Genomic DNA, 13,491 nt, shown 5'->3' with positions numbered 1-13,491 from the left:
CCGGTGTCTGACACCTCCATGAAGCACGTCTCGATGCCAGGCAACGGCCGGGCCAGAGGTGTCAGACACCCCCAAGCGCCACGGTTCATCGCAAGACCTTGCCGCCCGGTGTCTGACACCTCCATGAAGCACGTCTCGATGCCAGGCAACGGCCGGCGCCAGAGGTGTCAGACACCCCCAAGCGCCACGGTTCATCGCAAGACCTTGCCACCCGGTGTCTGACACCTCCATGAAGCACGTCTCGATGCCGCGCAACGGCCGGCGCCAGAGGTGTCAGACACCCCCAAGCGACGCGGTTCATCGCAAGACCCTGCCGCCCGGTGTCTGACACCTCCATGCAGCATCGATGACGACAACGCCTACAAGCCCAGATACGCCTCCATCACCCGCGGGTCCCGCAGCAGGGCCTGTCCGCTGCCGGAGACGGTGATGCGGCCGACTTCCAGCACATAGGCGTGGTCGGCCAGGGCGAGGGCGGCCCGGGCGTTCTGTTCGACCAGCAGGACGGGCATGTCCAGGTCGCGCAGGCGCGCGACCACGTCCAGCACTTCACGCACCAACAGGGGCGCCAGGCCCATGGATGGCTCGTCCAGCAGCAGCACCTTCGGCTGGCTCATGAGCGCCCGGGCGATGGCCAGCATCTGCTGCTGGCCGCCGGACAGGGTGCCGGCGGCCAGGGCCCGTTTTTCGGCCAGCACGGGAAAGAGCGCGAACATTTCGTCCATGCGCTCGCGCGCCTGGCGCGGGCGCACATAACCGCCCAGCAGCAGATTGTCTTCGACCGACAGCGGGCCGAACACCTGGCGCCCCTCCAGCACCTGGGCCAGGCCGGCCCGCACCCGGCTGTCGGGCGGGTCGCGGCTGATGTCCTTGCCCAGCAGTTCGACGCGGCCGGCCCGGGCGGGCACCAGGCCCGACAGGGCGCGCAGCAGCGTGGTCTTGCCCGCGCCATTGGCGCCCACCAGGGCCACGAGCCGGCCCCGCGGCAGGTCCAGGTCGATGCCGTGCAGGACTTCGATGCGCCCATAGCCGGCTTTCAGGCCGCGCACGCTGAGCGCCGGGGTTTCATTCTGCATCGCTGGAGGCTCCCAGATAGGCTTGGATCACTTTTTCGTCGGCGCGGATTTCCTGCGCGCTGCCTTCGGCCAGGCGCCTGCCGTGGTCCAGCACGAGGATGCGATTGGAGATCTCCATCACCAGCCGCATATCATGTTCGACCAGCAGGATGGTGATGCCGGTCTCGGCGATGCGCCGGATCAGCCGGGTGAGCTCGGCCGTCTCGCTGTCGTTCAGCCCGGCGGCCGGCTCGTCCAGCAGCAGCAGGCGCGGCTCGCTGGCCAGGGCGCGCGCGATCTCCAGGCGCTTGAGCGCGCCGAAGGACAGCTGCGATGCGTGATGCGCGTGGTATTCGGCCACGCCGGCCATCTCCATCCAGGCCAGGGCTTCGCCGGCCAGGCGCCGATCGGCCGCGCGCGTCCAGCCCATGAGGCCGGCCACCAGGCCGGCATGCTGGCGCAGATGCGCGCCCAGCATGACGTTCTCGCGCGCCGTCATGTTCATGCATACCTGCAGGTTCTGGAAGGTGCGGCTCAGGCCCCGCCGCGCCAGCTGTTCGGGCGCCATGCCGCCGACCGGCTTGCGGTCGAGCAGGATGTCGCCGGCGCTGGGCGCATAGACGCCGCTGATCAGGTTGAACAGCGTGGTCTTGCCCGCGCCATTGGGGCCGATCACCGCATGGACGTCGCCTTCGCGCACCTGGAAGCTCACGTCCTGCACGGCGGCCACGCCGCCGAAGTAACGTGTCAAACCCTTGACTTCCAGCATCATGCCCTCCGGCGCAGATAGTGTTGCAGCGTGGGCACCAGGCCCTTGGGCAGGAAGATCATGGTCAGCATCAGGATGAGCCCGAAGCACATCATCTCGTATTCGTGCAGGCCGCCCAGCAGCTGCGGCAACAGGGTGAGCAGGGCCGCGCCCAGCACCGCGCCGAAGGTCGAGGCCATGCCGCCCAGCACCACCATGGTCGCCAGCTCCACCGAATAGGTGAAGCCCGCCAGCGATGGCGTGATAAAGCCCAGATAGTGCGCGGTCAGGCTGCCCGCCAGCGAGGTGAAGACGGCCGAAGCCACGAAGGCCCGGACCTTGTAGCCCGCGACATCCACGCCCGCCACGCGGGCCGCGATTTCCGATCCATGCAGGCCGCGCAGCGCCCGCCCGGCCGGCGAGTCATAGAGGTTGAGCGATAGCGCCACGGCGCCAAAGAGCAGCACGGCGGCCAGGCCATACCACATGCCCATGCCCTCGACCGCATGGCCCATGGCTTCCAGCGGCCCGACCGGCATGCCATCGGGCCCGCCCGTCCAATCGACCTCGTTGACGAGGACCATGTTGACGATGATGCCCAGGCCCAGGGTGGCCATGGTGAGGGAATGCCCGCGCAGCCGCAGGATGGGCTTGGCGACCACATAGGCCACCGCGGCCGCGCCCAGCACGGCGGCCGCCATCGCCGCCAGCGGCGGCCAGCCCAGACGGGCCGTCAGGATGCCCGCGCCATAGGCGCCGATGGCGACGAAGGCGGCATGTCCGATGCTGACCTGGCCGGCGAAGCCCATCAGCAGGTTCAACCCGACGGCGGCGATGCCGGCCAGGCAGATGCGCACCGCGAGGTCCATGAGAAAGTTGTTGCCCAAGGCCAGCGGCAACAGGGCCAGCGCCAGGGCCAGCGCGCAGAGCGAGGGGCGCAGCGGCAGCGTCTTCATACCCGCTCCGCGCTGCGTTTGCCGAAGATGCCCTGCGGCATGAGCAGCAGGATGACGATGATGAGCAGAAAGGGCACGGCGTCCTTGTAGGCCGAGGAGACATAGCCGGCCACGAAGGCCTCCAGCAAGCCCACCAGCAGGCCGCCGGCCACGGCGCCCACGCCGCTGCCCAGGCCGCCCAGGGTGGCGGCCACGAAGCCCTTCATGCCCAGCATGAGCCCCAGGTCGTAGACCGTGGTGGTGATGGGCGCGGCGGTCACGCCGGCCACCGCGCTCAAGCCGGCCGCCATCCCGAAGGACAGCATGAGCATGCGCGAGGTGCTGATCCCCACGGCCTGCGAGGCAAGGCGGTTGGCCGCCACCGCCAGCATGGCCTTGCCGGCGAGCGTCAACCTGAAGAAGATGGCGCAGGCCAGCACCATGGCCAGCGACACGCCCCAGATCCACAGGCTTTGCGGCAGCACATAAGCCCCGGCCAGCGACAGCGCCTCCTCGCCGCTGAAGGCCGGCAGGGTGCGCTGGTTCTTGCCCAGCAGCAGCTGCGCCGCGCCCTGGATGAAAAGCGAGGCGCCGATGGTGATGATGATGAGCGACAGCACATTGGCGTCGCGCGCCGGCCGGATGGCCAGCAGATAGAGTAGCAGCCCCACGGCGATGCCCACGGCCACGGCGGCGGCCGCGGCGGCCGGCAGCGGCACGTGGTGGGCGACCAGGGTGGCCGCCACCATGCCGCCTATCATCAAGAAATCGCCCTGGGCGAAATTGATCACGCCGCTGGCGTTGTAGATGACGGAAAAGCCCAGGGCCGCCAGGGCGTAGATGGCGCCCGTGGTCAGCCCGGCGAAGACGAATTGCGCGAAGTCAGCCATGCGAGTCTCGATGGTCGGGTCCTGCCTGTCAGGGATGCGCCGCGGCGCGCCATGCCCATGCGGGCCATGGCGCGGCCGGCGCCGGTCGATATCCGCCGCGCCGCCCGGCTCAGGGCAGCGCCTGGAAGGCGCCCTTGCGCACCTCCACCATGCGGAAGGCCGAGATGTCCAGGCCCATATGGTCCTCGGGCGTCATCGTGTAGATGCCGCTCACGCCCACAAAGCCCTTGGTGTCTTCGAGCGCCTGGCGCAGCTTGGCCCGGTCGGCGCCGCCGGCCCGCCTGATGGCGTCGGCCACCATGAGCAGGCCATCATGGGCATAGCCGCCGAAGGTCGAGACCTCGACCTTGTAGCGGCCCTCGAAGGCCTCGGCGTAATTGACGCTGACCTCGCGCTGCGGATCGTCAGCGGGCAGGCTGCGGGCCACCTGCAGCGCGGGCGAAGGCATGCGTATGCCCTCGGCGGCCTCGCCCGACAGGCGCACGAACTCCATCGAGGCCTGGCCATGGCTGGTATAGAGCGGCAGCTTCATGGCCAATTGGCGGTAATTGCGCGCGATGATGGCCGGCGCCTGGCCGGTGCCGAAGACGAACACCGCCTGCGCACTGCTGGACTTGATGCGCGTGAGCTGCGGCGTCATGTCGGTGTCGCGCTCGCCGTATTGCTGGTCGTCGACCACCTCCACGCCCATGCTTTGCGCCAGCTTGAGCGTCTCGGTCCGCCCGGACTTGCCAAAGCCGCCCGTATCCGACAAGAGCGCCATGCGGGTCAGGCCGTTTTTCTTCATGTCCTCCAGCACCTTGGCCGCCGCCATGCGGTCGGAGTGCGGCATCTTGAAGACCCAGGGCTTGACCGGCTCGACAATGACGCTGGCCGCCGCCAGCGACACAAAGGGGATCTTGGCGCTTTGCGCCTGCGGCACCATGGCCATGGTGGACCCCGTGGTCGAGCCGCCCACGATGAGATCGACCTCGTCCTGCATGATCAGGCGGCGCACGAAGGCATTGGCCTTGTTGGCGTCGCTGGCGTCGTCGTAAAGCGTAAGCGCCAGCTTGCGCCCCAGCACGCCGCCCTCGGCGTTGAGCTTGTCCACATAGAGCTGCAGCGTCTTCTGCTCCGGGTCGCCCAGGAAAGAGGCGGGTCCCGTGGCCGAGACCACGGCCCCGATCTTGATGGGGGCCGGCTCGGCCCGCACGGAGCCGGCCAGCACCCCCACGGCACAGGCCAGGGCGGCTGGCAGCCGCCGGGTCAATATGCGCTTCATTGTTTGTCTCCTCGTCGTTCTCGGACTGCTGGGCTTGCCCGCCGTCTGTCGCGGCGATGCGGGAAAAGGCGGGATGGCGGATCAGGAAGCGGCGGGCTTGCGCACAAAGCGCAGGGGCTGCTCCACCAGGGGCGGCGCGGGCAGGTCGAGCGCGCGCGCCAGCGCCTGCCCCTGCGGGTCGGCCAGCGCCGCGCGCCGCGCCGCGGCGATGCGCTCGGCCAGTCCCTCGCTGGCGCCGGCCCGGCCGGCGTCGTCCAGGATGGCCGCCAGATTGCGGTGGCCGCGTTCGCTGGTTTCGCCATAGCCCTTGACCAGGTTGCCGCACAAGGCAAGCTCCAGGGCCGCGCGCGGCGAGCCCGGCAACAAGGCGCGCACTGCCTGCAGCCAGCGCTCGATCATAGCCTGCTCCCGCGCATAGCGCTCGGTGCGGGGCCGCCAGCGGCGCAGGCCGCGCAACAGACAGAGCAAGGCGAAGCCGCCCACGGTGCTGGTGCGCACATGCAGGCCCACGCCGCCCTTGCCCAGGCGCCGGCCCAGCCGGCGCCGCAGCCAGCCGGCCAGGCCCGCCGGCAGCACGGAACAGGCTTCGTCCAGGCCGGGCTTGAGAAATTCGGTCAGGTGCAGAGGCTCGCCCTGGCCGGCGCCCACCTCGCGCCGCACGCGCGCCAGGCGCTCGCGCCGCGTCTTCAGGTCGGCCACGCGGATCACGTCCTCGTAGCTCATCCACAGGGCCAGGTAGCGCGCCGTCTCGCGACTGACCTCCAGGCCGGCATCGCCATAGGCCTGCTCGCTTTGCAGCACCTGTTCCACGCGGTCCAGGTAGAGATCGGCATAGGCGCGGCTCTGGTAATCCGCCGCCAGCGCGGCGCCCGTGGCGGCCACCTCGCGCAAGGCCCGCGGCAGGGCGGCCACGCGGGCCGGCATGTCCGCGGCGCTTGGCGCCGGCCCGGCCGCCTCGTCCAGGGTCTCGCCCCTGGCCCGCGCATAACCGGCGGCAAATCCCGCCAGGCTGGCCTCCACCGCCTTGCCCGATTGGCGTATCGCCTCCTCGCAGGCCTGGCGGTCAAAGGGCAGCGCGCCGCTGCCGGCCATGGCGCCGAAGAGCACGGTGTTGATGACGGTGCGATGGCGCGCGGCCAGCGCCGACATATCGAACAGAATCGCCTCGCGCGCCAGGGCGGCCGCGGCATCCGTCACGCGCTGGCTCTCGTAACGGCCGTCGCCCATGGCCGATTTCTCGGCAACCGCATACTCGCGGTGCGTCGAGGCCACCAGCACGGTCTTCCGCGGATGGACATAGCCGCCCTGCAGCATGCGGCCGGCCTCCACCAGCTCGGAGGCCGCGACGATGTCCACATCACCCGGATAAGGCACCAGGGAGAACACCGGCTCGCGCCCGCCCAGCTCGGCGCGCGGCACGGGCAGGATCTCGACGTAATAGTTGGTGGCGCCGGTGCGCTGCGCCACGCCCGGCACGGAAGTGCTTTGCACCGGATAGTCCCGCGCGGTCGCCGCCGCGATGATCCAGTCGGCCAGCACGCCGCCGCCCTCGCCGCCCAGCGCGGCGATCAACAGGGTCACGGGCGCGGTCATGCCGCCGCTCCCCGCGGCAGACGGGCGCGGCCCGCCATGGCGTGGATAAGACGCTCGCGCCAGCGCGCCAGGCGCCGCTCCCATGGCCGGGGGTTCTGCACGATCTCGGCCTTGAAGAAGGACGGACACAGCTGGGCGGCATGGGCCACTTCGCCGCACAGGCCGCAGCCTACGCAACCCTGGTTGACCGTGGCCACCGGATCGCTGCGCAAGGGGCTGGGATTGGGCTTGACCGACAGCGAGGGGCAGCCCGACAGACGGATACAGGAGTGGTCTCCGGTACAGACGTCTTCGTCGATGCCGAAGCGCGTGCGCACGACGCGCAGGCCCTGCTTCAGGCGCTGGGCATTCCGCGGCTTGATGCGGCGCTGGCGCTCCAGCTGGCATTCGCCATCGGCGATGATGACCTTCAGGCCGCCCTCCTCCGTGGTCATGGCCTCGTTCAGGGTGCGCTTCATGTCGGCGACCTGGTAGCTGGGCACTTTGCGCAGCCACTTCACGCCCACGCCGCGCAGGGCCGTCTCGATGTCCAGCGTCAACGGCTTGGCCGCCGGCTGCGACGGCGAGGACGGGATGGCCTGTGTGCCGGTGGCCGAGGTATAGCCGTTCTTCAGGATCACCAGCACCGAATCCTGGTTGTTGTACATGGCGTTGACCACGCCGCTTGTGAAGCCGTTGTGCCAGAAACCGCCGTCGCCCATCACGCTCACCACGCGCCGGCCCATGAGGGGCGCGATGCCCGAGGAGCTCGCCAGCCCCAGCCCATAGCCCAGCACCGTGCTGCCGATATTGAAGGGCGCCAGCGTGCCGAAGGTGTGGCAGCCGATGTCGGCGCTGATATGCAGCGGGCCCAGCTTCTGCTGCACCATCTTGATGGCCGAGAACACGGGCCGCTCCGGGCAGCCCACGCAAAAGCCCGGCGGACGGTTGGGCACCGGCTCGCCCAGCGCCTGCACGGCGGCCTGCTTATGGCGGGTCAGGTCCTGGGCAGCCGCGCCGGCGCCCGCCTCGGGCTGGGCGCGCTCCAGGTAGGCGGCCACGCCGCGCAGCATGACCTCGCCGCTGTATTCGCCCGCCATCGGGAACACGTCCTTGCCATGCACGCGCGTGGCCAGGCCCGCGCGGCGCAGCATGGCCGTCAAGGCCTCCTCCAGATAATTGGGCTGGCCTTCCTCGATCACCAGCACCGCGTCCTTGCCGGCGCAGAAGGCCTGCAGCTCGTCGGGCACCAGCGGGTAGACCACATTGAGCACATGGATGGGCAGTTCGCTGGCGCCGAACACATCGGCCAGCCCCAGCTGCTGCAAGGCGCGGATCAGGCCGTTGTACAGGCCGCCCGGCACAATGAGGCCCAGCTTGGCGCGCTTGCCGGGAAAGGTTTCATTCAGGCCGGCGCGGCGGATATGCGCCAGCGCCGCCGGCCAGCGCACCTGCACCTTCTGGCGCTCATGCTCGTAGATCGAGGGAGGCAGGTTGATGCGCGAATAATCGAATTTGCCGTCGGCGATGACCTGGCGCGTGGACACCCGGGGCGCCACATTGTCCTTGCAGACAAAGCTGCCATGCACGTGGCAGGCGCGGATGCGCAGCTGCATCATCACCGGCGTCTGGCTGGCTTCCGAGAGCTCGAACGCCTGCTCGACCGCATTGACGATGGAGCTCAGGTTGGGCCGGGGGTCCATCAGCCAGATCTGCGACTTCATGGCGAAGGCATGGGTGCGCTCCTGGATGATGCTGGAGCCGTCGCCATAGTCTTCGCCCAGGATGATGAGGGCGCCGCCCGTCACGCCGGCCGAGGCCAGATTGGACAGCGCGTCCGAAGCCACATTGGTGCCCACGGTGGACTTCCAGGTCACCGCGCCGCGCACCGGATAGTGGATGGAGGCGCCCAGCATGGCGGCCGCGCCCGCCTCGGAGGCGCTGTTCTCGAAATAAATGCCCAGCTGGTCCAGCAAGCCGCGCGCATCGCCGAGCACATCGATCAGGTGCGATACCGGCGCGCCCTGGTAGCCGCCGATATAACTCACGCCGGATTGCAGCAAGGCCTTGGGGACCGCGAGAATGCCCTCGCCGTGAAACACCTCTCCCGCGCCCAGCGCGAGACTGCCCACTTCGCGTGCGAATGAACGCTCCATAACCCCTTGTCTCCCGGGCGGCTGACGCCGCCGTCATCGATTTGGAGGCATAGTGGAGCGGAAATACAATCTAAACAATCGATGGACGGTATGTTTCATATCGATGCCATCAATAATAAAGCGGCGCGGCGCGCCCATGGAGACACGACGATGGAACACCCCGCCGAGGCCCGCCTCGACCTGAACCTCGTGCGCCTGATGGTGGCGGTGTTCGAAACGCGCAGCGTCAGCCTGGCCGCCGAGCGCCTGGCGCTCACCCAGCCCACGGTGAGCTATGGCCTGGCCAAGCTGCGCCAGTCATACGGCGACGCGCTTTTCGTGCGCGATGGGCGGGGCATGGCGCCCACGCCGCGCGCCGAGCAGATCTATCTCGCCTTCCAGGAGGCCCTGGCCTGCATCGACAGCACCCAGGAACTCGCCAGCCCCTTCGATCCGGCCAGCACGACGCGGCGCTTTCGCGTGGCCATGTCGGATATCGGCGGGCTGTGCTTTCTGCCGCCCTTGGTGGCCCATATGCGGCGCGTGGCGCCGCTGGCCGACCTGGAGGTGGTCCAGGTGCCGGTGGACACCCTGATCGAACACCTGGCCGCCAGCAAGGTCGACGCGGCCATCGGCAACCTGCCCATGCTGCACGAGAAGCTGCACAACCGCCTGCTGTTCCGCGAGCACTATGTCTGCCTCATGGCGCAGGATCATCCGGCCGCCGCGGCCAAGGCGCTGACGCTGCCGTCCTTCCTGGCCGCGCGCCATGTGCTGGTGACCTCGCCCTTCTTCGCGCACCAGCATGTGGAAGACACCCTGCGCGCCCAGGGCATACACCGCAAGATCGCGCTGCGCATTCCGCACTTCACGGTCCTGCCGGGGCTGATCGCCCAAAGCGATCTGCTGGCCACCCTGCCCTTGCGCGTGGCGCGCGTCTTCGAGTCATACGGCCAGCTGCGCAGCATGGACCTGCCGGTGGCCATCCCCGAGTTCGAGGTCCGCGTGCATGTGCACACCTACCACGCCGCCCAGCCGGCGGTGCAATGGTTTGCCGAGCAGATCGTGCTGGCCCTGCGGGATCTCTGAGCGCCATGAGCACCCTGTCCCAACTCGATATCGCCGCGCTGCGGCTTTTGATCGCCATCGCCGACCAGGGCAGCATCAGCGCCGGCGCCAACCGCTGCCATCTTTCGGTGGCCGCGGCCAGCAAGCGCATCAGCGACCTGGAGGCGCGCGTGGGCATGGCCCTGCTGCTGCGCCACCGGCGCGGCGTCAAACCCACGCCGGCCGGCGAGATCTTCATCGCCCACGCGCGCCGCATGGCGGCGCTGGCCGGCGCCATGGAGGATGATCTGCGCGACTACGCCAACGGCGTCGAGGACCGCGTGCGCATCGTGGCCAATTCGGCGGCCATCGTGCAGTTCCTGCCGGAGGATCTGCACGGTTATATGCAGGGCAATCCGCGCGTGCGCATCGAACTCGAAGAACACACCAGCCGCTCGGCGGTCGAGCTGCTGCAGACCGACCGCGCCGATCTCGGCCTGTTCGACGGCGGCTATGCGGCCGCCAACCTGCACTGCCATCCCTATCGCGCCGACACCCTGGTCTGCGTCACCCACCCGCGCCACAGCCTGGCGCGGCGGCGCGGCGCGCTGCGCTTCGAGCAGACGCTGGACCATGACCATGTGGGCCTGTACCGCGGCACCGCCATCCTGACCCAGATGGAGCGCGCCGCGGCCCAGGCCGGCCGCGCGCTGCGCCTGCGCATCCAGGTCACCAGTTTCGACGCCGTCTGCCGCATGGCCGAAAGCGGCATCGGCGTGGGCGTGGTGCCGGCGCGGGTGGCGCAATCCTATGTGACCCTGGGACGGCTGCGGCAGATCCGCCTGAGCGATCCCTGGGCGCGGCGCCAGCTCATGCTGGGCTGGCCGCAGCAGCGCGAGCCGTCTCCCGGCGCGCAGGCCTTGATCGCCCATCTGCTGGCCGGCGCCCAGCCTTAACCGAAATCGAAAGCCGTTTGAAAAAAACGCGATTGTCCGCGCCGCGCCGGCCGACCTATAACGCCGGAAAGCCCAACACGGAGACAATCATGCAGCACATCGGCGCGGACATGGCCATTACCCGGGTATCCGCCATCCCCCTGAACATCGAGGTCGCCATGCCCGTGCCGGGCGGCGAGAAACGCAGCACCCTGTCCTGCGTGCTGGCGCGCATCGACACCGCCGGCGGCCTGAGCGGCTGCGGCTTCACGGCCATCACCGAAGAAGAAGTCGTGGCCGCCGCCATCGAGCACATCGCCGCCGATGCGCTGCTGGGCGAATCGGCCATGGACAGCGAAAAGCTGTGGGAAAAACTCTATTGGCTGCTCACGCCGCGCGGCCAGAGCGGCTATGCCGCCCATGCCATGGCCGCCATCGACATCGCGCTGTGGGACCTGAAGGCCCAGCGCCTGGGCCTGCCGCTATGGCGTCTGCTGGGCGGCGCGCGCGGGCGCGTGCCCGTCTACGCCACCTTCGGCTTCAATTTCCTGGATCGCGAACAGCTGGCCGAAGCGGCCGCGCAATGGGTCGCGCGCGGCTTTTCGCGCCTGAAGATGACGGTGGGCAACCACGGCCTGCAACGGCGCGACGAACCCCGCCCCCTGTCCGAGCTGATACGCGAAGACGAGGCGCGGGTGCGCGCGGTGCGCGCCCGCGTGGGCCAGGACATCGAGCTGTGCATAGACGCCAATTGCAGCCTGGATCCCTATCATGCCCGCATGCTGGCCGCGCGCCTGGCCGATTGCGGCATCGCATTCTTCGAGGAGCCCCTGACGCAGAACGACAGCCAGGCCCTGGCCGACCTGCGCCTACGCGCGCCCATGCCGCTGGCCGGCGGGCAGAACGAGGGCCTGGCCGCGCGCTTCGCGGATTTCTTCCGCGCCGGATCGCTGGACATCGCCCAGCCCAATGTCGCCATCACCGGCGGCTTCACGCAATGCCTGCGCATCGCCGGCATGGCCCAGGCCTGCAATGTCGCCATCGCCAACGGCGGAGCCTGGCCTTTCCACAACATGCATCTGCACGCCGGCCTGGCGCATGGCGGCTTCATTGAATATCACACCGTCGCCGTCAAGGTCTGCGAGCAGATCTTCGACGGCCTGCCCCAGCCCGAGGCCGGCTGGCTGCCGCTGCCCGACCGCCCCGGCCTGGGCTTCACCCCCAACTGGGAGCGTATCCGCGACCTTGCCCGGCGCCCGCTGTCGCGCGGGCACGGCAAACACTGAGCCATCCACCACCCATAACAAGCCGCGCCCTGACGCGGCGGGAGACAAGCATGCAAAGCAACAGCCCCAAGGGGAACCGGGCACGCGGCTGGCTGGCCGCCCTCTTCGCCCTCGCCGCCTGTAGCGCGCAAGCCGCCAGCTGGCCCGAGCAGCAGCCGGTCCGGCTGATCGTGCCGGCCGCGCCCGGCGGCTCGCTGGACATCCTCTCACGCCCCCTGGCGACCCAGCTGGGCGCCATCCTGGGCCAGACCGTCATCGTCGAGAACCGCGGCGGCGCCGGCGGCATGCTGGGCGCGGACTATGCCGCCAAGGCCACGCCCGACGGCTATACCTTTCTGATGGGCGCGGTCCACCACGCCATCGGGGCCACCGTCAACCACAACCTGATGTTCAAGCCCGAGCGCGACCTGGTCGGCGTGGCCAGCATAGGCACCACGCCCAACGTCGTCATCGTCAACAAGAAGCTGCCGGTCCACACCCCGCGGGAGCTGGTGGACTGGATGAAGCAAAAGGGCGATAGCGCCAACTACGCCACCGGCGGGCCCGGCACCTTGCAGCATCTGAGCATGGAGTGGTTCAAGTCCGTGGCGGGCGTGAAGGCCGTCGCCGTGCATTACCGCGGCAGCGCGCCGGCCATGAGCGACCTGCTGGGCGGCCAGGTGGACCTGATGTTCGAGACCATGCCGCTGGCCCTGGCCCAGACCCGCTCGGGCGCGGTGCGCGCCATCGCCGTCACCAGCCAGGCGCGCGCGCCCGCCCTGCCGGACCTGCCCACCCTGGGCGAAACCGTCTCCCCCGGCTTTGCCGTCTCCAGCTGGTATGGCGTCATGGCGCCGGCCGGCACCCCGCCGGCCATCATGGACCGCATGCACGACGCCATCGAGCGGGCGCTGGACACGCCGGAGCTGAAAAAGGTCTGGGATGGCGCGGGCGTGCAGCCGGACAGGATGTCGCGCGCGCAGTTCCAGGCCTTCTGGCTGGACGACATCCAGCGCTGGGGCAAGATCGCGCGCGAACACGCCATCCGGATCGACTAGCGGCGCGACGCCTCAGCCGTCGCGCGGCTCCTCGGGCGTGGGCAGTGTGAGCTGGTAGAAGGCCGCGTCCAGCCAGCGGCCGAACTTGAAGCCGACCTGGGGCATCGTGCCCGTGTGCACGAAGCCCAGTTTCTCGTGCAGGGCGATGCTGCCCGCGTTGCTGGCGTCGATACAACCCACCAGCACATGCAGCTGGGCCTGGCGGGCGCGCCGTATCAACTCGCGCAGCAACAGCCCGCCCAGCCCCCGGCCGCGCTGGTCGCGGTGCACATAGACGCTGTGTTCGACCGTGTACTTATAGGCTGGAAAGGCGCGAAACGTGCCCCAGCTGGCAAACCCCAGCAAGCGGTCCCTCGCATCGACCGCGCCGACCACCGGAAAACCGCCGGCGCGCTTGGCGGCGAACCAGGCCGCCATGGCCGCCGGCGGCCGCGGCGCGTAATCGTAGAGCGCCGTCGAATTGACGATGGCGTCATTCAGGATGTCCAGGATGGCGGCCGCGTGCCCGGCCTCGTTGCAATCGATCAGGCGCACTTCATCGTGCGGCGTAGAGGCGCTCATCGCGGACTCCGGCGGATAGGGGGGTC

General features: G+C 69.3%; 12 protein-coding genes. 4 read left to right on the top strand and 8 right to left on the bottom strand.

Features of this window, described 5'->3' with window-relative positions:
• Positions 1–359 precede the first annotated feature (359 nt).
• The 7 genes from L540_RS09260 to L540_RS09230 form a co-directional block, all read right to left on the bottom strand.
• Positions 360–1,076 (bottom strand): ABC transporter ATP-binding protein, encoded by a 717-nt coding sequence (locus L540_RS09260; RefSeq protein WP_043214966.1) that lies wholly within the window; start codon positions 1,074–1,076, stop codon positions 360–362.
• On the bottom strand, positions 1,066–1,824 hold the full coding sequence (locus L540_RS09255; RefSeq protein ID WP_043214967.1) for an ABC transporter ATP-binding protein: 759 nt from the start codon (positions 1,822–1,824) through the stop codon (positions 1,066–1,068). The genes L540_RS09260 and L540_RS09255 overlap by 11 nt, the downstream gene beginning before the upstream one ends.
• The gene (locus L540_RS09250) at positions 1,824–2,759 is read right to left on the bottom strand and encodes a branched-chain amino acid ABC transporter permease (protein ID WP_043214968.1); all 936 of its coding nucleotides are present in this window, start codon (positions 2,757–2,759) and stop codon (positions 1,824–1,826) included. Before L540_RS09250 ends, L540_RS09255 begins: the two co-directional genes overlap by 1 nt.
• The gene (locus L540_RS09245; protein WP_043214971.1) at positions 2,756–3,628 is read right to left on the bottom strand and encodes a branched-chain amino acid ABC transporter permease; all 873 of its coding nucleotides are present in this window, start codon (positions 3,626–3,628) and stop codon (positions 2,756–2,758) included. Before L540_RS09245 ends, L540_RS09250 begins: the two co-directional genes overlap by 4 nt.
• 109 nt (positions 3,629–3,737) lie before the next feature.
• Entirely contained in the window at positions 3,738–4,892 is a 1,155-nt protein-coding gene (locus L540_RS09240; protein ID WP_043214973.1) for an ABC transporter substrate-binding protein, read from the bottom strand.
• An 81-nt stretch (positions 4,893–4,973) separates the two neighbouring features.
• Complete coding sequence (locus L540_RS09235; RefSeq protein WP_043214975.1) at positions 4,974–6,485, bottom strand: indolepyruvate oxidoreductase subunit beta family protein; 1,512 nt, start codon at positions 6,483–6,485, stop codon at positions 4,974–4,976.
• Positions 6,482–8,620, bottom strand: coding sequence for a thiamine pyrophosphate-dependent enzyme (locus L540_RS09230; RefSeq protein ID WP_043214977.1), 2,139 nt, complete (start codon positions 8,618–8,620; stop codon positions 6,482–6,484). The genes L540_RS09235 and L540_RS09230 overlap by 4 nt, the downstream gene beginning before the upstream one ends.
• Before the next feature lie 150 nt (positions 8,621–8,770).
• On the opposite strand from L540_RS09230, the gene L540_RS09225 reads away from it, so the two are divergent.
• The 4 genes from L540_RS09225 to L540_RS09210 all read left to right on the top strand — a co-directional run bounded on the left by L540_RS09225 (position 8,771) and on the right by L540_RS09210 (position 12,904).
• Positions 8,771–9,688, top strand: a complete 918-nt coding sequence (locus L540_RS09225; RefSeq protein ID WP_043215588.1) for a LysR family transcriptional regulator — start codon at positions 8,771–8,773, stop codon at positions 9,686–9,688.
• A gap of 5 nt (positions 9,689–9,693) precedes the next feature.
• The gene (locus tag L540_RS09220; RefSeq protein ID WP_043214978.1) at positions 9,694–10,602 is read left to right on the top strand and encodes a LysR family transcriptional regulator; all 909 of its coding nucleotides are present in this window, start codon (positions 9,694–9,696) and stop codon (positions 10,600–10,602) included.
• Positions 10,603–10,691: 89 nt separating this feature from the next.
• The gene (locus L540_RS09215; RefSeq protein ID WP_082149592.1) at positions 10,692–11,867 is read left to right on the top strand and encodes a mandelate racemase/muconate lactonizing enzyme family protein; all 1,176 of its coding nucleotides are present in this window, start codon (positions 10,692–10,694) and stop codon (positions 11,865–11,867) included.
• Positions 11,868–11,917: 50 nt separating this feature from the next.
• The gene (locus L540_RS09210) at positions 11,918–12,904 is read left to right on the top strand and encodes a Bug family tripartite tricarboxylate transporter substrate binding protein (RefSeq protein WP_043214980.1); all 987 of its coding nucleotides are present in this window, start codon (positions 11,918–11,920) and stop codon (positions 12,902–12,904) included.
• A 12-nt stretch (positions 12,905–12,916) separates the two neighbouring features.
• Here L540_RS09210 and L540_RS09205 read toward each other — a convergent pair whose 3' ends face one another.
• Positions 12,917–13,465 carry a GNAT family N-acetyltransferase gene (locus tag L540_RS09205; protein WP_043214983.1) on the bottom strand — a complete coding sequence of 183 codons (549 nt, stop codon included), beginning with the start codon at positions 13,463–13,465 and terminating at the stop codon, positions 12,917–12,919.
• Between the last annotated feature and the right edge of the window lie 26 nt (positions 13,466–13,491).

The organism is Bordetella pseudohinzii (assembly GCF_000657795.2).
GTDB lineage: Bacteria > Pseudomonadota > Gammaproteobacteria > Burkholderiales > Burkholderiaceae_B > Bordetella > Bordetella pseudohinzii.
The sequence above is the reverse complement of the archived record's forward strand: the minus strand, read 5'-3'. Positions and strand labels throughout refer to the sequence as shown.